This window comes from Viridibacillus sp. NPDC096237 (assembly GCF_050278625.1).
In the GTDB taxonomy this organism is placed as follows: domain Bacteria; phylum Bacillota; class Bacilli; order Bacillales_A; family Planococcaceae; genus Viridibacillus.
In genome coordinates, this window is record NZ_JBNNTI010000025.1 from 35,649 (window position 1) to 58,769 (window position 23,121).

Here is a 23,121-nt window from a genome sequence, read left to right on the forward strand (position 1 = left end):
GAAGATAAAAATAAAAATAATTTCGGTTTCCTAAATAAATTATTATTTTCAAAAAAAATTAATAAAAATAACCCTTTGCGATTTATAATCATAAAGAGTTACTTAAATTAAAAATTTGTAATTGTTTTGTCCACTTTAAAATATTGACTAAAGTTTTACATGAATGATTGTAGCAAATTCATTTTAAAGTACCTGTACTAATTATAGACGTATCGACACGGACGACCACTTGTAATTTAGCAAGAGTTTCTTTCGTCAATTTTTTATTCCATTTTCCTTTGTGATACATTCTAAAATTTTCACTTAGACCAATTGGGTCAATCTCCAAATCATTAATCTTCTCTATAAATTTTTTAATGTCTTTTTCAACTTGTTCATTAATATCTTTTTCTAGAATTGCAATACTTTTTGGCGTATTCAATTCATGCTCCCTTTTACCTTTATATTCACTTAGAGTTCCTTTGATTTTCAAGGAAATAGTCAACTTTGGAGAATCAACACTTTTATTGCTCTCAAATTTCACATTACTTTCTATTAAATCAAGCATTACTTTTTCTTTGTTATATCCTTGATTCATTTCTATCAGTAATGGTGCTAGTTTTTTTCTTCCTTGTATTGCTTGAATGATGAGTGCATCTTCTGGTGTTATCATTTCAAGCATGTGCCTATTTTTAAATAAGGCAACTCCCTTTATCTCTATTTTATCATCAATTTTTTCTATTACAGGAATGATGGGATCAAACACTGGATTTGTTATCGTGTATATAAAACCATGTATATTAGTGTTTGGATTAAAAGCAGTATTGATACTAGGCAGTAATAAATCATTTAAATAAAAATTGATATTTGGTTTATCCAGATATTTTCCCTTTAACATTTCTTCTGCATTACCTTTAACTATTGCAATAAGTACTTTATTACCTACTTCTGCATTTCTGTATAAATGTTGTATCACTTTCTGAACATTTCCCTTTTGTGCATATTCTTCATTAATAAGAACAACACGTAATTGGTTTAAAATAACTTTTTTATCTGAAAGTTTCTCAATTTTAACAATTCCCTTAGATACTAAATCCGTTTTAACTGAGAAAATCTGTGTATTCCGCTTCGCTTCGGGAGAATATTGTGGAATTGCTACGGTTAACTTAGTTGTATCTTCATCAATGTAGTCAAATGCCATTATACCAACCATACCTACTTCTTCTAAAGGTACTTTCACCTCTTTTTCTGAACAACCTATCAAAAAAATAAGAACAAAAAAAGTGAAAATTAATACAAGTTTTCTGCTCATGTTTGCACCTGCTTTTTTCGAAGTAGATGTACAATGGCCAAAAACAATGGCCAAACTATTAATACATATCCCACATAGTTGCTTCCTGAAAATAATTTTTCTTGGAATTCTTGAGAAAATGGCATCTTCACGACCAGAAAAATGATTAGTGCAAGAATGTAAATATGATACTTCTTTTCTTTAGATCGTAAAGAATCCATCCCTCTCTTAGCACTCCATAAATATACTGAAACTGTAGACAAAATTAGAAATACCCACAATGTCATGCCAATAATATCTATTCTTTCTACAAAAGAAAACTCTCCAGCTTTAAACAAATTTAGTACTGAAAACTCTACATACTTTAACTGCCATTCTGAAAAATACATTACGCTTACAACAGTGGTTATAAAACAAAGACTAATACTTATCCAAATCCCTATTAATGCATGTTTATATGCCTTTTTTTGGTCAATAATGTTGGGGAAATAAAACATAATTAGTTCATATCCTAAAATAGATAAATAGCCTTTTTTCATCGCATCATAAAAATCCCTGCTATTAAAATTAAATAAAGGTAGGAAGTGACTTATGTCTCCTTTTTCAATTGCCCAACGAAGAAAAAAAAACATAGGTATAGTTATAAAAAAAGTCATAATGCAGAACCTTGCAATAGATCTAATCCCTCCATGAACTATGTAAATAAGTAATAGAAGAAAAAAGAAAACAGGTGCAGTAATAGTTTGTTCTGATAGAGCTGTACTCTGTATAAGATGCATATAATTACTGATAATTCCTGCTGTAAAAAGTGTGAATTGTAGGACAATGAATAAATTAACACCCTTCCCTAACCATTTCCCTAATAAAATTTCATTGATTCTAAATAAGTTTTCGTTAGGATACTTACTATTAATCCAAATCATCGGTAATAGAGTTAGACTTGCAATTACGCCAAATAGGAGCGGGAAAAGTGTCTGACTATAGCCTACAGCACTCAGTTTTTGAGGTAGAGTGAGTATTCCAGTACCAATCATTACGCTTTGTACCAAAAAGATAACATGATAACGATTTAAAAATTTCTGTTTGTTTGTACTCAACTTAAACTACCTCAATTCTTTTGAGACATTTACTTTTTCTGTGATTTTGAAATCCCCATCTTACTTTTTAACAATGCTGTTGGAAATCTTATAATGCTATCTAACAAATCTGATGCTTTACGAGGAATAATAGGTGCCAAATATGGCGTTCCTAAAGACTTTAAACTTTGTAAATGGGCTATTAGCCAAGCAAATGCTAGCATTTGTCCGAACAATCCAAACAATCCCGCAGATATAATAAAGAAGTATCGAATAAATCTACTTGTATTACTCATTAAAAAAATTGGAGGAAGAAAAGAAAGTAATGCGGAAGTTGCAACTAGTACGACCAGTATATTACTGATTAAACCGGCTTCTACTGCTGCGGTACCAATCACAATACCTCCTACGATACCGATAGTTTGACCTACTTTCGCAGGCATTCGTGATCCAGCTTCCCTTAAAACTTCAATGATTAATTCAATAAACAATACTTCAAAAAGTGGTGGGAATGGAACTTTACTTCTCGATTCTTGTAGATTCAGTAGAAGTTCGTATGGTAGTACCTCGGGATGAAATGTTAACGCAGATATATACATTGGTGTTATCATGATTGTTAAGAAAAAACCAAAAAATCGAAGCATTCGAAGCAAGGAAGCCGTTGTCCAACGGTTGTAATAATCTTCAATAGAAACAAACATTTCGAAGAATGACGTTGGACAAACGATTGCAGCTTGACTGTTGTCCATGAAAATAACGATTCTTCCATCAATAAGGTAGCGACTGATACTATCTGGTCGTACACTCATGTAATACTGTGGAAATGGAGATAAAGGATTATCTTCAATCAATTGCTTTAACACGGAGATATCTGTAAATATAGGATAATGAATTTTATTTATTCGCTTTCTTAAAGTTTCTAAATTTTCCTCATTCACACTTTCTTCCATATACATAATACTTATTTTTATGTTCGCTTCTGTGCCAACAGTAAGATTTTCATTTTTCAACAAAGGGTTTTGAATGCGTCTTCTCACTAAAGAAATATTTGTTTCTAATGATTCTGAAAATGCATCTTGTGGTCCAATAACAGTAGACTCTGTTTCCGTATTTGTTATAGCACGAGTTGGCGCGCTATAAGTATCAATAGTCAGTATTGTATTAGTTTGATGAAAATACATTAGTGTTTGTCCAGAATCAAGCTTTGCAGTTACTGTCTGAATATCTGTTGCATCAATTTTTTCAGATACTTGGTGAATTTGATTTATGTGATTGGCTAATGGAATAAAAATCATCATTTGTAGGGTTATCTTCTCTACAAGTGAAGAGGAATAAATTACAGTAACAACGCCTTCACTTGTAGGAATTTTTTTAAAAATAACATCATCTATATTAAGTGTTTTTTTCTTTAAAGTTTCAATTGTTTGCTCAGCTTGATTTTTCTTGTTGGTAGGCTTTTTAATAAGCTGTTCAACTTTCGTGGTACGTACCAATTTAAATTTCAAAAGTACCACACGCCTTTCTTAAATATTTACTTAGTTTGCCCATTTTTTAAAAAATGTATGCCATAAGTTTTTTTGGAAATGTTGCTAGACTTTCAAACATCCTTTTAGAAGTTAGTTCGTAATAGTTGAGTTAATTGTTATACTAAAGTAGTAAATTAAGTAGAAGAATACATATCAATTACTAATTGGAGGAAATCGCATGAAACCGAAAACAGATTTATCAAGCTGGAACAAGAATTTTATATCGTAATTAAAAAAAGCAGACGATGAGTATCACAACCTCAACAATCAATTAGAAAAATTATTAGAGTCATATTTCGTAAGGGTACATACTGATTTGTTTGAGGTAGTGGAAAATTAGAAGATATGAATTGTAAGACTTACTCCAGTAAATACAAAAAGCTAACTTCCCTCTAGAAGTTAGCTTTGCTGGAACATATATGTATGCCCATAACTAATGGAATCGGTTCCCCTCTGTGAACATTCATCCAATCTATTTTTTTTATAAAAATTCTTTAGCTTTTGCAATTTGAATTTTTACTTGCTCGAAACCAGTACCACCTAATGAGTGACGACGTTGCACAGCTGCTTCTGGTGCTAATACATCGTATACATCTGCCTCGATTAATGAGCTTGCTTCTTGCAAGTCTTCAATTGATAAGTCTAACAAGTAAATACCACGTTGGATGCAAAGGAATACCAACTTCCCTGTAACCTCATGTGCTTCACGGAAAGGCATACCTTTTGTTGCTAAATAATCCGCAAGTTCTGTTGCGTTAGAGAAATCTTGATGCACTGCTTTATGCAATGTTTCTTTTGCAACAGTCATTGTACGAACCATTCCTTCGAAGATTTTCAGTGAGCCGACAATTGTGTGCAATGTATCGAACATACCTTCTTTATCTTCTTGCATGTCTTTGTTATAAGCTAGTGGAATTCCTTTTAAGACAGTTAGTAAGCCCATTAGATTACCGTACACACGCCCCGCCTTACCACGGATTAACTCCGCCATATCAGGATTTTTCTTTTGTGGCATAATACTAGAGCCAGTTGAGAACGCATCATCTAACTCGATGAATTTAAACTCCTCACTTGACCACAAAATAATTTCTTCAGCAAATCGTGATAAGTGCGTCATTAAAAGTGAACCATTACTTAAAAACTCAACGATAAAATCACGATCACTTACTGCGTCCATACTGTTTTGATAAACAGCAGAGAAACCTAGTAGCTCAGCACTCATTTCACGATCAATCGGGAAAGTCGTACCAGCAAGAGCTCCTGCTCCAAGTGGCGAAATATCAGTACGTTTCAATGAATCTTGGAATCGTTGTTTATCACGTTCTAACATCCAGAAGTAAGTCATCAAATGATGCGCAAATGAGATTGGCTGTGCACGCTGTAAATGCGTGTAACCAGGTGCTAGTGTATCAATGTTATCTTCTGCTTGTGTAACAATCGCTTTTTGGAAATCTTCTATTAAAGAAATAGCCTCTTGAACACGCTTTTTAAGAAACAAATGCATATCTGTTGCGACTTGGTCATTTCGACTACGGCCAGTATGCAATTTACCGCCAACTGGCCCAACTAAATCGATTAGCATTTTTTCAAGATTTAAGTGAATATCTTCATTAGTAATTGAGAACTCAAGTGAGCCCTCAGTTGCCTTTTGTTGTAGTTGATGTAGACCATCTTTTATCGTGTTGACTTCATCTTGTGATAAAATGCCACAAGCACCAAGCATCGTAACATGAGCAATACTGCCTTCAAGATCTTCAGTTACAAGCTGTTGGTCAAACCCGATGGATGCCCCGAATTCATCTACCCATTGTTCTGCAGAATTTTGGAACCGTCCGCCCCATAGTTTACCACTCATGCTTGCACCTTCTTTTCTCCTTTGTTTACCATAGAGTTCACTTTCGTTGGAAGACCCCATAGTTCGATGAAACCTACAGCTTGAGCGTGGTCGAATTCATCATCTTTTGTATATGTAGCTAATTTTTCGTCATATAGAGAGTTAGGAGATTTACGTCCTTCAACAATTGCATGACCTTTGAATAATTTCACACGAACTGTACCATTGACAAATTTTTGAGTTTCTTTTAAGAACGCTTCTAATGCCGTTCTTAATGGAGAGAACCATAATCCTTCATAGATAAGTTCAGTTAATTTTTTCTCGATTACTGGTTTGTAATGTGCGATTTCTTTTACTAGAGTAATATCTTCTAATTCTTTATGAGCTAATAGCAAAGTATGTGCACCTGGGATTTCGTATACTTCACGTGATTTAATACCTACTAAACGATTTTCAACATGGTCGATACGGCCAACGCCATGTTTACCAGCTACTTCGTTCAATTTTAAAATTAAGTCAGCTAATTTATAAGAAACACCGTCAATTGCTACTGGCACACCTTGTTCGAATTCGATTTCGATAATATTAGCAGTATCTGGAGCATTTTCAAGTGATACTGTTAATTCGTACGCTTCTTCTGGTGGTGTAGCCCAAGGATCTTCTAAGATACCACATTCGTTCGCACGGCCCCATAAGTTTTGGTCGATTGAAAATGGAGAATCTAAAGAGATAGGAAGTGGAATATTTTTTGCCTTTGCGTATGCGATTTCTTCTTCACGGCTCCAAGCCCATTCACGAACTGGTGCAAGAACTTCTAAATCTGGGTTTAAAGCTTTAATAGAAACCTCGAAACGAACTTGGTCATTCCCTTTACCAGTACATCCATGCGCTACTGCAACTGCACCAGTCTGCTCAGCAACTTCTACTAATTTTTTAGATATAAGTGGACGAGAAAGAGCTGATACTAAAGGATATTTTTGTTCGTACCACGTGTGAGCTTGAAGAGAGATTAATGCGTATTCTTCAGCGAACTCGTCTTTAGCGTCGATCATGTAAGATTCAATCGCACCAACTTCTAATGCTTTGTTTTTCACGAAGTCTAAATCTTTACCTTCACCTACATCTAAGCAGCAAGCTACTACTTCGTAACCTTGATCGATTAACCATTGAATCGCAACTGATGTATCTAAACCGCCTGAATATGCAAGAACTACTTTTTTAGTCATGTGACATTCCTCCGTGTCGTGTATGTTTATACGTATTCACTTAATATTTATGCACTTATAATATCATGGAATAAAAATGAATACAAGTGTATTTTTTTGCATTATTAAAACTTTTAAAGTTTGTAAATATACTTTTAAAAATAGCCTGTATACATACAAAGTCTTGATATACATAAGAAAAAGGCTATCCTAAGTAGAAACCTCTACTAGAACAGCCCTTTTAACGGATATATTCATTTGTTTAATTTATACATTTTTCTGCATAAACAGTTGACTGACAACTAAATCATGAATAATGATTCATGTACCAATGTATATTCATGAGATTTTTACTTCTTATTAAAAAATCGTTTGCCTAATTTTTCAACAAGGGAAGGTGCTACTGCATAGAGTTTACTTGTAATAGTCATATATGACGGTAAATTCACCTCTCTAATATTACGGCCAATTGTTTTGACCGTCGCTTCAGCTACTTCCTCTGGTGTTAACAACACATTCTTCATAGCATCACGATATGTAGCAGTTTGATCTGCATGATCCAAGAAAGGAGTGTCAATTGGGCCCGGATGGATTGTTGTCACCTGAACATTATAAGGTGCAAGTTCCATCCGGAGTGCATTAGTAAAGCCTATGATTGCATGTTTAGTCGCTGCATAAACTGAAGCTTTTGGTGTAGCTACCTTCCCTGCTTGTGAACCAATGAAAACAAATTGACCACTTTTCCGTTCTATCATTTGCTGTGATAATGCTTTTGTAAGAATTATTGGTGCTTGAATATTCACATGTAGCATCTGTTCAATTTCAGCATCCGTTAAGTCTGTTGCATAAGCAAACGTTCCAACTCCAGCAGAGAAAATAGCAATATCAATTGCAGGTAATTCTTCAACTAAAGCATGATTTCCCTCTATAGTAGATAAATCAGCTTGAATCGTTTGTATATTTGGAGCAGTAAAAGACTGTAAAGCTTCTTTCGAGCGCCCTGTTGCAATGATTGTATGCCCCTTAGTTGCAAGAATGTCTACTATACACTTACCAACTCCACTTGTCGCTCCCGTCACGAGAATGGTTTTATGCTTGCTCATAAAGAAAGACGCCTTCATTGTTCATCTTCTCTTTAACTAGCCCTTCGTCGATTAAGTAATCTAATTGACCTATTGTTTCTGACAAAGTTAAACCTAATTCTTTCTCATAAGCATAGGGGAACAGTTCAACATTCAGTTCAAACGTAGTTTTTGGACCACCCTCTAACATTCCATAAACTTTCATTGCACGTTTATGCTGTTTTTCAAGGCGTTCCTTTACTAGCTCATGCACGTTGCGAATGTCTTCCCCGTGTCCACTATAAAGGACATCAATCGGTAAGGTTAATAGCTTCTTTAATGAAGCATTTTGCTGTAGTAATGATTTTGCACGTTTAGACTTAGGATTAAGCGGTGGTTCTATTAAAGGATTAGAAGATACATGTCCAATGAGTAAATCGCCGCCAATCATCGCTCTCTTTTCTTCATGCCAAAAAGCTAAATGACTTTGTGCGTGACCTAGTGTTTCCATCGCAATAAGACCAGGATGTCCCGGTACTTCATCTCCATCATGCAAGATAGAGGTTAATGGGCGAGTCCCTACAAAATCCGTAGATCTTGTCATCTTCTTAACCCAATAAAAGTACTCTTCCGGCACACCTTCTTCTTTTAAACGGTCAGTATAAAAATCAAAATGTGAAGCGAGAAATACTGGATCTCTTCGTAGCCAAGCATCATTATAAACATGCCCTAACACTTTTGCATTTGGAAATGCATCAACTAAACCCATATGATCCGGATGATGATGCGTTAAAATGACTTGTTCTATATCTTCAAAGCGATAGCCTACTTCTTTTAAACCTAATTTTAAAGCCTCATGCGCTTCGGGCGTTTTCGTACCCACATCGAAAATTGATAATGCGTCCCCTTTTAATATATAGGAATTTACAGTCCCTACTGCAAATGGCGTTGGTGTAATAATCTTATGAAACAATTCAAAAACCCCCTACAAAAATGAATACCTATTCACCTTATTGTACAAGATAAGCTAGAAATCGTCACCTAATAATGTTGACAAAATATTGTTAAGACACTATACTTGCAATCACATATAAAAAAGCGTAGATGAAGAATAGTATAGATTTTGATGGTGTAAAGAGAGTGTGACCACCGGCTGCAAGTCACATGACCCGCTCATTATTTAGAACCTACTTCTGAGCTGCTATGAAAACATAGCCGTCCCTTAGCGATAATAAGGAGCGAGAGTTGTGCTAGAGTTTTTTAGCAAAACAAGGTGGTACCGCGGAAACATGCGTTTTCGTCCTTTTATAGAAGGATGAGAAGGCTTTTTTTATTGAAATAAACAGGAGGCGACAATTATGCAAACAATTGTATTTGCTGGAGCAGGTTCAATGGCTGAAGCTATGATTCAAGGTTGGGTAAAAGAAGGTGTCGTATCGCCCAAAAGTATTCATATTATGAATAAGTCCGATCGTCAAAAACTGAATCGTATCGCTGATGCACATGGCGTACAAATTGTTTCTGACAGTCGCGATGTTGTAAAAGTTGCAGATTGCATTATTTTGGCTATGAAACCGAAAGACGTTATTAAAGGAATGGAAGCATTAGCTCCCCTTTTACAAGAACATACAGCTGTCTTATCCGTTGTTGCAGGTATTTCAATTGCAACGATTGAAAATAGTTTAGGAAAACGACCAATTGCTCGCGTTATGCCAAACACTTCAGCTACAATCGGCATGTCAGCAAGTGGCGTATCATTTAATGAACAAATCGATGCAAGTTTAAAACAAGAATTTATGACAATGCTAGAAGCAATAGGAACAGTAATCGAAGTCGAAGAAGATAAATTGCATGCAGTAACTGCTGTCTCAGGTAGTGGCCCTGCTTATTTATACTATTTAGTCGAAGCATTCGAACAAGCTGGCATTAAGTACGGTTTATCACGTGAAACTGTACGCTCACTTGCCATTCAAACTATTGCAGGTGCAGCCGAAATGCTAAAACAATCCACAGAAGAACCAACAGAGCTACGTAGAAAAGTAACAAGTCCAGGTGGCACTACTGAAGCTGGTATTAAAGCCTTAGAAGAAAACCACTTCAAAGACGCTATTATGGCTTGCATTCATGACGCAGAAGCTAAATCACGCGAATTGGCGAAAAATGAATAAAAGCAAAAGAAACCCTGAAAAAGCATATTTATCATGCTCTTTCAGGTTTTTTTATAACTAATCCAATTTTGTATATATTATGTTTGGAATGTCTTTAAGACGATTTTATTTTTAAATGAGTCTCTTCATGTGTATAGAAAGTCAATTCATAACCGAAACGATTTTTCTTTCGAAGTACCAAGTTATGAAAAAATGTGTAGAGATGAAAGAATAGGTTTTTAACACACCGAGATTTATACCCTCATTACATTAGATAAGTTGATTTTGCACTTTGTGTAAAGATCATTTTATTTAACAAAATATAATTATAAGCAACTACTTACTACACTCTCATATTACATCCCTCTTAAAGGAAATCTATACTAACCTAAGACAATACGCTAAATTTTTTCAGCGTGTAGTCTTAAGATCGTTTTTTGTGTTCATATCTATAGAACTTTTCATTAATTTTGAGGCACAGCATGATAATAGTATAGATAATTCTCGCCCACATTAGGAATGTAGTTTAGTTCCAATTTGCTCTACAAATTATTTATTAGAGTGAATACCTGTTGTTTCGAACCGCTTTTTGTTCAGACTTTTAGCAAATTTAATTGCCACCAATTGTGGGATTAAATTCACTACACTCACAACTACTAATAAACTAATTGAGCCAATGGGCTTAAAATATCCATCCCACGAGTCAATATTTATCATCTTACTATTAAAATAAAAAGAAATAATGACCGATCCAATATTCCCTATAAATACGGCTATTGTGTTATTAGTCAAGCTACCAAAGTATGCAATAATCGTTGTTGCAATAATCATCAACAAATAACCCATCATTGATCTATCATAAAAGTCTTGAGACATTGAAAAGTAAGCATAAGGAAAGCTAAATAAACAGATGATCAAACTATAAACTACTACTTTTTTCATTATTAATATCCTCCTAGATATTGTGTTTAAATTATCAATAAACATAAAACGCCCTAATAATGTAATAATACACTATAAGGGCGTTTTATGTAAATAAGCATCAGAAGTAACTTTAAAGTCTTTTACTCATGTTATACTAAACTTCACCACCATGCACTGAGTTAGAAACCCCATCATTGTTATAGCCTTGTTTTTGATATTCTGGAGAAACTGCTAATCCTAATATGCTTTGATGTCCATCAGTTGTTGGGTTGAGCTTTATTGCACTGAATAAGTCATCGGTTATTTTAGGTTGTTCAATAGCAGGACCATTGATCAAACCTACAACAGAACCATTCACTTCCGCTACAAAAAAGCTATCGGTTATTAATTGGATTCGCTTCTCAAATGATTCTTGTGTTGCTGCTTCTTCTTTTGTAAAACATAGATTTTCAATAGTCCATTTTTGGTAAGTCTTCTATTTTCACATTACGTATTTTCAACATTTTATTTCCCCTCCAAAGTCACATAAATTCTAATTAGTTCAATACATTTATAATAGCAACATTAACTTTCTTTTATCTATTATAGAGTTCAAAGTTTGAAAATAAAGAACTTTCAATAAAAAGTTGTCTTTTAGTTCTTTGACGTGGAATTTTATCATTTGCACCCTCTTACTTAGAAATTAATAATACATGAAACATTTAGATGCACCTAAGTCATTTTAATAAACCAATTCCTACCACTTTGCTATAATATAGGAAATATTAGAATTGGAGTGATTTCATCCATGACAAAATTATTCGAACCATATCAGGCAGGTAATTTAACGCTAAAAAATCGCATTGTAATGTCACCTATGTGTATGTATGAATGCCATAATGAAGACGGTCTCGTTCAAGATTTCCATAAAATCCACTATACAACAAGAGCAGTTGGACAAGTTGGACTTATCATTTTAGAAGCTACTGCTGTACAACCTGAAGGACGTATCTCTCCACAAGACCTTGGTATTTGGAGTGATGAGCATACCGCGGGCCTCACTGAACTGAACCGTTTAATACATGATGCAGGTTCAAAAACAGGTATCCAATTAGCACATGCAGGTCGTAAAGCAGTGCTTGAAAGCGATATTTTTGCACCTTCTGCTATTGCCTTTAGCGATAGATTTAAAACACCAATTGAAATGACGACTGATGATATTAAAAATACAATAGACGCATTCAAAAAAGCCGCTATACGTTCAAAAGAAGCTGGCTTTGATGTAATTGAACTACATGGTGCCCATGGTTATTTAATCAATGAATTTTTGTCTCCGCTTTCAAATAAACGTACAGATGAATATGGTGGCTCAGTAGAAAATCGCTATCGTTTTTTACGTGAAGTAATTGACGCTATAAAAGAAGTATTTGATGGACCACTATTTGTCCGCATTTCAGCAAACGATTATGCTGAAGGTGGAATGGAGCCTATTGATTATGTTCCAATAACAAAGTGGATGAAAGAGCAAGGTGTCAATTTAGTGGATGTAAGCTCTGGGGCGGTCGTTCTAGCAAATATCCCAGTATTCCCGGGATATCAAGTGCCATTTGCTGAATTAATAAAACATGAAACTCCAATTCCAACAGGAGTAGTCGGCCTTATCACTTCCCCACTACATGCTGAGGAAATCCTGCAAAATAATAGGGCAGACTTAGTCTTCATGGCAAGAGAATTATTGCGTAATCCATATTGGGCTTATCAAGCAGCGAAAGAATTGGGCATAGAAATTGAAGCAATAAACAATTCCTATAAACGTGGGTGGAAATAAGATTTTACTTAAAAATCAACACAAATAAACCTACATGAAATTTCAGTATTATAATACTCAGAAATCATGTAGGTTTTTTTAAAAGTGCTTTTACTTTTCTAGTTTGTATCTAAAAAAAATTATTTAATGAGTCACTTACTTGATGTGAAACGCAGTATGACTATGGCCCTCTCTTGATTTTGTTACTTCTAAGATAGCAGGCATTGCTGCTTTTAGTTCTGCCACATGTGAGATGACACCAATCATACGACCAGATTTCTGAAGATCAATCAATGTATCGATTGCTTTAGTCAACGATTCTTCATCTAATGTTCCGAATCCTTCGTCTATAAACATCGTATCGATTCTGATATTCCCTTGGAAGCTTTGAATCACGTCTGACATGCCAAGCGCTAAGCATAGTGAAGCATTGAACTTCTCCCCGCCTGATAGGGTTTTCACATCACGGGTTTGACCTGTATAGGCATCATAGACATCTAAACCTAAACCACTTTGTTTACCTCTAGCTTCTTGGCGATCGCTACGAATCAAATTGAATTGCCCATTCGATAACGGTTTTAAGCGTTCGTTTGCAGCATGAATAATCTGCTCCAAATATTCGATTTGGACATACCGTTCAAACGAGATTTTCATAGAATTTTGACCTCGTAATAAATCATAAAGACCAATAATTCGACCACATGAGGCTTCGAGTTCAGTTATATTTTTGCTAATTTCCGTTAAATCGGTTATCAGCTGGCGTGCAATTTGACTATACTTTTTAGAGTTATTCCATTGTTCATATGCAGATTCATAAGTTTGTTTCATCTGACTTACGGCCTCTGACAATATAGTAAGATTAACTAATTCTTTGCCCGTTACATGTTCTTTTTCTTCATCAATTTGTGTAGATAATGAATGTATTGTGTTTTTATATTGCTGACAGTCATTTTTTAGTTTTTGACACTGTGATTCGTTTCTTCTCGCTGCTAGATAGTCTTTCCCTTTTTCAAATCCAGCATTTTCAACAGCTTGTTTAAAATCTTCTTGTGCTTGCTCTAGCAATTCGTGGGATTCTGTTAAATCCTTTGTCGCATGTTGTAAATTCGCTTGTGCTATTGTATTTTGTTCATTTGCTTGTTGCATACACTTTTGCGCGAGTACCCAGCTTTCCTCTAATTGAGCTCTTTGCTGAGTCGCTTCATTTGTTAATTGATATAAATGATGTAGCGACGTAATATTTTGCGGTATAGATTTTCGTTTTTCATCATAAATTGCTGTTGCATTATTTAGTGCTTGCAGCTGAGTTTGATACGTCTTTTCCAAATGTTGTAGTTGTAGCTGATATTCGTCTACTGCTTGTTTTTGAGATTTAGTTTTCTCTTTTAACTGATTCCATTGCTCCTTTTCTTTCTTTAACTGTTGAACATTAGCAAATAACTCTTTATATTGGTCTGTTAAAGACGGTCCTTCACCTACTGTAATGCTGAGTTCTTGTAGATTTGTTTCTAGTGTATAAAATGTCTCCATTTCAGCCTGAAGTTGTCCATTTGTCACAAAGAATTGTTGCTCTAGTTTTGAAGCATATTTACGCATTTGTTCTAATTGCTGTTCGTCAACTACTTCCACTTTTTCTTCATGCTTAGCTACATGTTCCGTGCTTCCACATACAGGACACGGCGCACCGTCTACTAACTGTGATGCAAGAATACTCGCTTGGCTGGAAACCCATCTATCTTGTTCAGCATTCGCCTTTTGTCGAGCTTCTATATATACTTTTTCTTTTGTAATGACTTGCTCTTTTAAATCCTGTACTTTTTTTTGTTGTGTAGACCATTGGTGAAAAGCTACTGCTCGGTCCTTTAATTGAGCCAATTGATCAATTTTGTCATCTAGAGGTTGTATCGTCTCCTCTAAAGTTGCTGATTGTTCTTCTATTGCTTGAAGTACGAGCATTCGCTCTTCATATTGTTGATTTTGATTAGTAAATACTGCATGCAATTGTTGAACTTCTTGGTGTAATTGATTTTTTATCTGATTTTGTTGTTCTAGATCTTTGAATATAGGTTCTAAAGATTGCAATTGCATTAGCCTTTTTAACCTATCATTACGCTCATTTTCTTTTTGTTGTTCGGAAACAAATTGAGCAGTTACATCTTCTAGTTGAAGCTTCCTTTTTTGTTCTGAATTTTTGGCATCTTCAAATGTTGCTTCTTTTTGTAAAACCTTTTGCTTTGCCATACGGTAATATTGCTCAATTGGTATAATATGACTAGCCTTTTCAGCAGCAGCTAGCTCACGTTCTTTTTCAATGAACAGAGGCTCTTGTTGTTTTAAAGCGAGTAGCTTTTGTTCTTTTTCTTTAAATGCCTCTATTTTTTGATTTAACGTAACGGCTTCAAATTGTTGGCGTTGTTTGTTTTCAAGTTGTTTGCCGACAGCTTTATAATTAGCTTCGTCTTCTGTAATTTGCTGAGTATAAAAATCGACTTCTACCTTCAATGCATCCACTAGTTGATACATATTGAACTGGTTTGTACGTAGTAACTCGAAAATTGCAGACTCTCTTTTAGGAAGGGTGCTTGCAATTTTACTAGTATGCAAATTACGGACTGCTATCGCCTGTTGTAACTCTTTGTCGGCTTCTTCCTTTTTCACTTTAAGCTGATCTGCAATATGACGATAAGGTTCGGTTTTGAAAATTTTTCGTAAAATCGCTTCTTTGTTTTCTGTTTCAGAAGTTAATAATTTACGAAACTCACCTTGAGGTAGCATGACAATTTGTTTAAATTGATCTTTTGTTAGACCGATAATATCTTCAATTTTTTTATTAATTTCTCCAACTTTTTGTGATTCAACGACCGGTTTTTCTCCTTTAGGAAGGATCTCGACAAGTTCAAATGATTCACCAGTTGCTGTTTTATTGCCATTTTTACGATGAGCTAACTGGCGAAGTACACGATATTGACGGTTATGGATTTCAAAAATGAGTTCAGCAGACGTGTGAGTATCATCATCTGCAAAGTCGCTGCGAATTTCTTTAATATCCGCACGATCTTCACCACTTGCGCTACCGTACAAAGCAAAACTAATACCATCAAATATAGTTGTTTTACCTGCCCCAGTTGCACCCGAAATAACAAATAAGCGATGCTCGCCTAATTCACCAAAGTCGATTATTTCTGTCTTTTTATACGGACCAAAAGCGGTCATTTTCAGTTGAATTGGCTTCATTTCACATCACTCCCTACTTCTCGTTCTTTTGCTAATCCTTCTTGTAGCACTTCTTGGAATAGCTGTTTTGTTTCATCTTCTACTTCCGAACCTACTATCTCCTTATAGAAAGCCTCAAAAAGAGTCAAGTCATCCATCTTTTGACGAGATGTTGTTAGTTGCTCTGTGCCATCAATCTTTTGATGAATTATTTTACGCTCCACATGCATGGCATTTGGAAAGACTGTACGTATTTTCTCCATCGGCGAAATAATTGGTGTATCATCAAGTAATTTGACGTAAATATAATCTTCACTCACTTCTGACTTAAGTAAATTATCTATCGTATCTTCTACAGTTCGCATATCTCTACGCGGTTGTAGTAATTTCTTTTCGACTGTTATTTGTCCATCTTTTGCTAAGTCCACGATTAAATAACCCTTTTTATGATTCTCCTCAGAAATTGAATATTTCAATGGTGAACCTGCATACCGAATTGTTTCATTTAATACAAAATGAGCTTGGTGTAAATGTCCAAGTGCTGTGTAATGGAATGGCTCAAATAATGCTGCATCAATACATTCTGTACCCCCGATGGCTAAAGGACGCTCGGATTCACTTGTATTCTCCTCTTCTTGACCGTGGGAGGTAACAAAGGCATGTCCTACAAAAACATGTCTTTTTTCTGAATCCATATTCTCTTTCAGCTCATTGGTTATACGTTTCATTGCAGATTGGTGAGATTTAATTGAATCATCATCAAATACATATCGAACTTGTGAAGGATCTGCATACGGTATTAAGTGAAAATGTACCTCTCCAAACTCATCATTCAGAATAACTGGTGGTAGCTTGTCATCCAGATTCCCAACTATATGTAAACCACTTTCCTTCATTAACTGACTACCGAAATGTAAACGGCCTGGACTATCGTGATTTCCTGCAATGCTAATGAGAGGAATATGTCTTTTTACTACAATCTCTGCGAAAATATCATCTAATAATCGAACAGCTTCTGTCGGAGGTACAGCTCTGTCGTATAAATCACCGGCAACAATTATGACATCTGGCTTCTCATCGTCAATATCTGCCAAAAATTGTTGTAAAATATAAGCTTGATCCTCAGTCATATAAACCCCTTGTACAAGCTTACCTAAATGCCAATCTGCTGTATGAAATATTTTCATATAACTTCCTCCTTTTAAACGTATTATCTATTTTAACATTCAATTGATATTGTTGTGATTGTAAAATATCACACAGAAAACACTGTCTATTTATTGTATCATAGCAGCTCGAAACAGAATAAATGTTCCTTTTTATTCCGACTTATCTAATAGCTTTTATTCGGCGAAAAGCTCTACTTATCTCCAGTATTAGACCTATTTAACGATGAAATCATTACGTATACAATCGGCTCTCTTGTCCCCATAGAAAAAACACCTCCACGTTGGTTTTTAAAGGTAGGATACCCATTTTTTCAACGAAAGGTGTTTTTATTTGTCTCATATTTTTAGGTCAGTGTAAATTTCAATGGCTTAGGTTTTTTGAGTACGGTTAATATTGTGTTATAGAATAGATAAAAACAATGGTAATAACGATTGGTACTACAAATGTCATTAAGAGTTTCCACGTTTTAAAATATATAGGCGATAACTTTCCACCTTGCATAAATTCATCTTTCACAAACGATTTCTTTACTTTATGCATGATGAATATGGCGATTAGTAAGTTTCCTAAAGGAAGCATAATATTACTTACTAAATAATCTGTTGCATCGAAAATACTCTTACCAAATATCGTAAAATCATTCAAACTGCTAGTTGATAAAGCAGCTGGAATAGACACTATAAACACAACCACCCCTAAAACAAATGCAATATTTCTTCTTGCATTTGGCCATTTTTCTACTAAAGCTGCTACAATAATTTCATATAAACTAAATGACGAAGTAAGTGTAGCGAATAAGAATAGTAATAAGAAAATAGCTAAAAATAGTTCACCAAATGGCATTTGGCTAAATACCGAAGGCAATATCATAAATAATAAGCCAGGTCCTTCAGCAGGTTCATAACCAAATGCAAAAACTACCGGGAAAATAGCAAGCCCTGCAAGTAATGACACGAAAATATTCATTAGTACAACTGACCCTGCTGAATTAGGTAAACTCTCATCTTTTTTCAAATATGAACTATACGTCACCATACACGAAAAACCAACAGCTAATGCGAAGAACGACTGTCCAAGCGCATATAACACGGCCTTGCCTGTAATTTTTGAAAAATCAGGCGCTAAAAAGAATTTTACCCCTTCCATCGCTCCATCAAGTGATAATGCACGAATCACAAGTATGAAGAAGAATACAAATAGTAAAGGCATCATATATTTATTTGCTTTTTCAATACCATTTTGTACCCCTAAGGAAATAATAAGAACATTAATTAATGTGAAAAGTGCTAGTCCAACTAATGTAATCCAAGGTGTTCCTGTAATCATGCCAAACAACTGGTCTGGCGCGGTTCCATTTTGAATGACATTTCCTACAACTGACTTACCACTATATATTAATATCCAGCCCCCTACTACACTGTAAAAAGATAGTAATAAGAAGCATCCTGCTACGCCAAGCCGACCGATCCAAACCCATGTACTTTTTGGTGCTAGTTTTTTATATGCTGAGATCGCTTCTGCACCAGATCCGCGACCAATGATAAATTCTGAAATTAGCATCGGTAAACCGATCAATAGCGTAAAAATGACAAATAATAAAAAGAAGGCTCCTCCTCCACTTTGCCCCGTTACATACGGCATTTTCCAAATGGCACCTAGCCCAATCGCTGCTCCAGCCGACGATAATATGAAGCCTAACTTTGTCGACCACTGTCCTTTACTTGAATTCAAAAGGTGTTCCTCCTCTACTCTGCTCAGCTCAACAACTCTAACGATTGATGAGACGTAAATTATCAATTCTTATTCTATCATGAATATTCTTAATTTATAAGAAAGGTTATTCTTTTTTAATACAAGTTAGACACTTTTCATATTTCTCATGTAGACTAGTATTTGCTTAGTATTTTAGAAGGAGATGTAGTATGGATAAAACAAAATTAAATGAGCGTGTGATTTCTAAAACGTGGATTGTTCTCATTTTAGGCTCATTAACAGCATTCGGTCCACTTTCAATGGACATGTATTTGCCCTCTTTACCAACAGTTGCAACTGATTTAGGTACTACAACTTCATTTGCACAATTAAGTTTAACTGCTTGTTTATTAGGACTTGCTTTTGGCCAACTGGTTTTTGGACCATTAAGTGATATTAAAGGACGTAGAAAACCATTACTGTCTACATTAATCATTTATTCTGTTGCCTCTTTACTTTGTGCCTTTAGCAGTAGTATTTGGATGCTAATTGGTTTACGCTTTGTACAAGGTTTTTCAGGAGCGGCGGGTATTGTTATCGCTAGAGCTTCAGCACGAGATATGTATGAAGGGAAAGATTTAACAAAGTTCGTTGCTTTACTTTCTTTAGTTAATGGTGCTGCACCAATTCTAGCCCCTATCTTTGGTGGCATGGTGTTGAAATTTGCTCCGTGGCCAATCGTCTTTATCGTATTAGCAGTCATCGGTATATTAATGCTAATAAGTGTAATTTTTATCTTACCGGAAACATTACCAGTAGAGCGTAGAGCAACAGGTGGTGTTTTTGCGACCGTCAAAACTTTCGGAGGTTTAGTGAAAGATCGCTCATTTATCGGTTTAGCACTTACACAAGCTTTTATTATGACAGCCATGTTTGCATACATAGCAGGATCTCCCTTTGTTTTGCAAAAGATTTACGGTGTTTCACCACAAGCTTTTTCACTGTTTTTCGGATTGAACGGTATAGGTATTATCATCGCTTCTCAAATGACAGGTAAATTGTCTGAAACAGTAGCTGAAACTAAATTGCTTCTTTCTGGAATCTTAATTGCTTTTACAGGAAGTCTACTATTAATAACTGTTATTGCATTTAAATTACCCCTAATATTTATTCTTATTGCATTATTTATTATCGTATCGACAGTAGGGATCGTTTCAACAACCGCCTTCTCACTTAGTATGCAAAAGCAAGGCAATAATGCCGGCAGTGCCTCTGCTTTACTTGGTTTATTACCATTTATCGGTGGTGCCCTTGTTTCCCCATTAGTTGGAATCGCTGGCGAAATGAATGCTTGGCCCATGGGCATCATCATTTTAACTAGTACACTACTTTCTATCATTGCCTTTTTATCATTACCGAAAAAGTAATCGTAATCGTCTTATTTGATTAGTTGCAAATAAGACGATTTTTATTTTATAGATTAATCTATCATATGTTTTTACAATACAACAAAGATTTCACTATAATTCGTTATGATTTTCACATTTAAATCATATTTTCGTGCAACTATAGGTTTTTTGACTACAACAGGTTTAATCTGTACTATAATAGAAGGAAGCGTTGTTTTAGAGGGATACAAATGAAGGTTATTACTACACGACTTGAGGCAGAGGATGCAAAAAGCGTTTATCAAGAAACAGCAGGTATTGCAATTATTACCATTCACCGCTCACAAGTAAAAAACGCTTTGTCAACTTAATCGGGCCAAGTATGACGAAAGATTTAGTATTTTCAGGACGTATGTTAAAAGCGGAAGAAGCATTTCGCGTTGGTATGCTGAACTACTTAGTTGCCGAAAAAGACTTAGATCGTTATGCGATTCGTATGGGTAAATTAGTTGGTTCAATGTCTCCTGCTTCACTACTTGCGGTCAAACATTCCGTACAAGAATGCATTGATTCAGCGCTGGTTTTATGGAAAGGATCAACACCATTTGTTGACGCAACTGATTTCCCTGAGGGAGTTCGAGCATTTGTTGAGAAACGTCCACCTGTTCTTGCCCGTAAACTGCAACAATAATAAAACAATAAATGTTAAGGCCCGTTATTAAGAATATTATAGGATAACTGAAAAAAACGGTTAAGTATTTATTATTTATAAGATCCCTTACACAAATCCATCCCCTATAACATCATTATAGATATTGTAGGGGATTAAAGATTATTATGATTTAATTCTTCTATTAAAAAAACTTAGGTATCCCTTCATTATTTAGTTTTACTATAAATTAAATGAAGAATATCTCTGCCTCGATAATGCTTCATATATTCTCCTTCAATTTCCATGCCGATTTTTTCAGCAACTTTACTTGAAGCCAAATTATCTGGCCTAATTTGTGCAATAACTTTATCTGCTTCTAATTCATTAAAAGCATAATCTAAACAAGCCTTTGCACCCTCTACTGCATAACCCTTGCCCCAAAATGCTTTATCAAGAATATAGGCAATTTCTATATAGGAGATCCCTTCAATAGTATCTATCATAGGTCCGATAACACCAATAAATTCTCCCGTCTCTTTTTCTATTGCTGCAAAGTAACTAAAGCCATCTTGGTCATATCGAATTAAATTTTTTTCTATCCACTCAAGCACTTCTCCATCTGAAAATGCATGGCCCCATGCGTACATTACTTCAATATCTTGAAAAAAACACATAAATTATTAAAATCATCTTTTGTAATTTTTCTATATCTAAGTCGATCAGACTGTAAAATCCATTCCATTGTACTCACCTCGTAAAATATTATTCCACAACGCATCAAGATCTTCCATAATTCACTCCCTAAATAGAGGAATTATATTCATAATTAGGATACCATATTAACCTAAATTTTACCAAGTTCAGAATTGTAAATAACAATTCCATCGTATGCATAGGGTAGAAAACTCATTTTATAATAAGCAGTATGACCTTATATACTCACTAGCGTTGTGATTTATTTTAACTTCACCACACCGAACTTTACATAAAAGTTATTTTTTGTTTACAATCTAATTAAAAGGAGCGATTTGGATTCAAAAATCCCTATACCAGTCCAAAATATTCTAAGTGAGTATATTACCTTGTTTCACGAACGAATTCCCAATACTCTAGAAGGATTATATTTACACGGTTCTATAGCCCTTAATGCTTATATTAATGACTCTAGTGATATTGATTTCATTGCAATTTTAAACCGTAATTTATCTGAAGCAGAGGTGAAAATATTATCTAAAACTCATCGAGAATTAAAAGATAAATATAAAAAAACGGGCATGGATGGATGCTACCTTCTTTGGAAAGACATAGGTAAAAAGCAGGCTGAAACAAGGAAATGTTTATATGTAAACGAAAGCAAGATTGCTTGGAGTAATCATGTTATTAATCCGATTACTTGGTGGATTCTGAAAGACAAAGGAATCAGCATTATTGGTCCGGAAATAACTTCATTTCACTTTGATGTAAATGAAAGTATTCTGTCTGATTACATTCTAACTAATATGAATACCTATTGGTTAAATCGAATAAATACAATTAAAATATTTAAAAGAATAGTACATCTACTGCCTAATAAATTAGTGGATTCGGAAATACAATGGTCAATAACCGGAATGTTACGCCAATTCTATACACTTAGAGAACATGAAATCATTTCAAAAGTAGACGCGGATAAGTATGCCATCAATCATATGCCAGAAAGATGTCATAACATCATCAAAGAAGCGATAAGTATTCGAGAAGGATCAAACATACGTTACTATAATTCTAAAAAACAACGCATTAATGAGACAATACAATGTATGGACTATATTCTAAATTACTGTAATAATATGAATCAATTTCATAAAGGCTAATCTATCAAAAATCACCTTGGGATCTCACACCTTTTACATATCTATTCTCAAATTAACTTATGATTATTCATTTCTAATAGAAGAAACTCACTCACTAAAGGTGGTTCATAGGTTTTTTAATAGACCTATGAACCCACCTTTTTTATGAGAATATCAACCAGAACTTAAAATAAGTACTTCAATAGGGGTCCTATATTTTTATAAGACGAATTGTAATATTAAGTGCAATACCAAGACAAAATAGAAAACGCCCATAACGATTCCGTGTAAAATGTAAGTTACCACACTAAACATCAGACGGAGGAATCGTTATGAGCTACCAAC

17 protein-coding genes, 1 pseudogene and 1 other annotated feature are annotated in these 23,121 nt (G+C 34.8%); of the genes and pseudogenes, 5 read left to right on the forward strand and 13 right to left on the reverse strand.

Features of this window, described 5'->3' with window-relative positions:
* Positions 1–178 precede the first annotated feature (178 nt).
* The 7 genes from ACQKMD_RS14145 to ACQKMD_RS14175 all read right to left on the reverse strand — a co-directional run bounded on the left by ACQKMD_RS14145 (position 179) and on the right by ACQKMD_RS14175 (position 8,945).
* Entirely contained in the window at positions 179–1,291 is a 1,113-nt protein-coding gene (locus ACQKMD_RS14145) for a Ger(x)C family spore germination protein (protein WP_427752782.1), read from the reverse strand.
* Positions 1,288–2,367, reverse strand: a complete 1,080-nt coding sequence (locus tag ACQKMD_RS14150) for a GerAB/ArcD/ProY family transporter (RefSeq protein ID WP_427752784.1) — start codon at positions 2,365–2,367, stop codon at positions 1,288–1,290. Before ACQKMD_RS14150 ends, ACQKMD_RS14145 begins: the two co-directional genes overlap by 4 nt.
* 29 nt (positions 2,368–2,396) lie before the next feature.
* A complete protein-coding gene (locus ACQKMD_RS14155) occupies positions 2,397–3,851 on the reverse strand; it encodes a spore germination protein (protein ID WP_427752786.1) in 1,455 nt (484 codons plus the stop codon).
* Between the two features lie 502 nt (positions 3,852–4,353).
* The gene (argH, locus tag ACQKMD_RS14160) at positions 4,354–5,727 is read right to left on the reverse strand and encodes an argininosuccinate lyase (protein WP_427752787.1); all 1,374 of its coding nucleotides are present in this window, start codon (positions 5,725–5,727) and stop codon (positions 4,354–4,356) included.
* Positions 5,724–6,932 (reverse strand): argininosuccinate synthase, encoded by a 1,209-nt coding sequence (locus tag ACQKMD_RS14165; protein WP_427752789.1) that lies wholly within the window; start codon positions 6,930–6,932, stop codon positions 5,724–5,726. The genes argH and ACQKMD_RS14165 overlap by 4 nt, the downstream gene beginning before the upstream one ends.
* Before the next feature lie 329 nt (positions 6,933–7,261).
* The gene (locus ACQKMD_RS14170) at positions 7,262–8,014 is read right to left on the reverse strand and encodes an SDR family NAD(P)-dependent oxidoreductase (RefSeq protein WP_427752790.1); all 753 of its coding nucleotides are present in this window, start codon (positions 8,012–8,014) and stop codon (positions 7,262–7,264) included.
* The gene (locus ACQKMD_RS14175; protein ID WP_427752791.1) at positions 8,001–8,945 is read right to left on the reverse strand and encodes an MBL fold metallo-hydrolase; all 945 of its coding nucleotides are present in this window, start codon (positions 8,943–8,945) and stop codon (positions 8,001–8,003) included. The genes ACQKMD_RS14170 and ACQKMD_RS14175 overlap by 14 nt, the downstream gene beginning before the upstream one ends.
* 119 nt (positions 8,946–9,064) lie before the next feature.
* Positions 9,065–9,280: a binding site (T-box leader), on the forward strand.
* 50 nt (positions 9,281–9,330) lie between these two features.
* On the opposite strand from ACQKMD_RS14175, the gene proC reads away from it, so the two are divergent.
* On the forward strand, positions 9,331–10,140 hold the full coding sequence (gene proC, locus ACQKMD_RS14180) for a pyrroline-5-carboxylate reductase (protein ID WP_427752792.1): 810 nt from the start codon (positions 9,331–9,333) through the stop codon (positions 10,138–10,140).
* Positions 10,141–10,668: 528 nt separating this feature from the next.
* Here the strand turns inward: proC and ACQKMD_RS14185 are convergent.
* Both ACQKMD_RS14185 and ACQKMD_RS14190 read right to left on the reverse strand, forming a co-directional pair.
* Positions 10,669–11,061: a hypothetical protein gene (locus ACQKMD_RS14185; RefSeq protein ID WP_427752793.1), complete on the reverse strand. Its 393-nt coding sequence runs from the start codon at positions 11,059–11,061 to the stop codon at positions 10,669–10,671.
* 136 nt (positions 11,062–11,197) lie between these two features.
* A complete protein-coding gene (locus tag ACQKMD_RS14190; protein WP_427752806.1) occupies positions 11,198–11,497 on the reverse strand; it encodes a GNAT family N-acetyltransferase in 300 nt (99 codons plus the stop codon).
* A 333-nt stretch (positions 11,498–11,830) separates the two neighbouring features.
* Between ACQKMD_RS14190 and namA the strand changes: the two genes are divergently transcribed.
* A complete protein-coding gene (gene namA, locus ACQKMD_RS14195; RefSeq protein WP_427752794.1) occupies positions 11,831–12,850 on the forward strand; it encodes an NADPH dehydrogenase NamA in 1,020 nt (339 codons plus the stop codon).
* A gap of 135 nt (positions 12,851–12,985) precedes the next feature.
* Here the strand turns inward: namA and ACQKMD_RS14200 are convergent, their stop codons facing one another.
* From ACQKMD_RS14200 to ACQKMD_RS14210, 3 genes are all read right to left on the reverse strand, one after another.
* Positions 12,986–16,063, reverse strand: coding sequence for an AAA family ATPase (locus tag ACQKMD_RS14200; RefSeq protein ID WP_427752795.1), 3,078 nt, complete (start codon positions 16,061–16,063; stop codon positions 12,986–12,988).
* Positions 16,060–17,229 carry an exonuclease SbcCD subunit D gene (locus ACQKMD_RS14205; RefSeq protein ID WP_427752796.1) on the reverse strand — a complete coding sequence of 390 codons (1,170 nt, stop codon included), beginning with the start codon at positions 17,227–17,229 and terminating at the stop codon, positions 16,060–16,062. Before ACQKMD_RS14205 ends, ACQKMD_RS14200 begins: the two co-directional genes overlap by 4 nt.
* 370 nt (positions 17,230–17,599) lie before the next feature.
* On the reverse strand, positions 17,600–18,943 hold the full coding sequence (locus tag ACQKMD_RS14210) for a sodium-dependent transporter (protein ID WP_427752798.1): 1,344 nt from the start codon (positions 18,941–18,943) through the stop codon (positions 17,600–17,602).
* Positions 18,944–19,134: 191 nt separating this feature from the next.
* Here ACQKMD_RS14210 and ACQKMD_RS14215 point away from each other — a divergent pair, with 191 nt between their 5' ends.
* Positions 19,135–20,331: a multidrug effflux MFS transporter gene (locus tag ACQKMD_RS14215; RefSeq protein ID WP_427752799.1), complete on the forward strand. Its 1,197-nt coding sequence runs from the start codon at positions 19,135–19,137 to the stop codon at positions 20,329–20,331.
* A 313-nt stretch (positions 20,332–20,644) separates the two neighbouring features.
* Positions 20,645–20,983, forward strand: a pseudogene (locus tag ACQKMD_RS14220) (enoyl-CoA hydratase-related protein); the annotation flags it as partial.
* Positions 20,984–21,171: 188 nt separating this feature from the next.
* Here the strand turns inward: ACQKMD_RS14220 and ACQKMD_RS14225 are convergent.
* Positions 21,172–21,618: a GNAT family N-acetyltransferase gene (locus ACQKMD_RS14225; RefSeq protein ID WP_427752800.1), complete on the reverse strand. Its 447-nt coding sequence runs from the start codon at positions 21,616–21,618 to the stop codon at positions 21,172–21,174.
* 354 nt (positions 21,619–21,972) lie between these two features.
* Between ACQKMD_RS14225 and ACQKMD_RS14230 the strand changes: the two genes are divergently transcribed.
* The gene (locus tag ACQKMD_RS14230; protein WP_427752802.1) at positions 21,973–22,797 is read left to right on the forward strand and encodes an aminoglycoside adenylyltransferase domain-containing protein; all 825 of its coding nucleotides are present in this window, start codon (positions 21,973–21,975) and stop codon (positions 22,795–22,797) included.
* Positions 22,798–23,121: the final 324 nt, after the last annotated feature.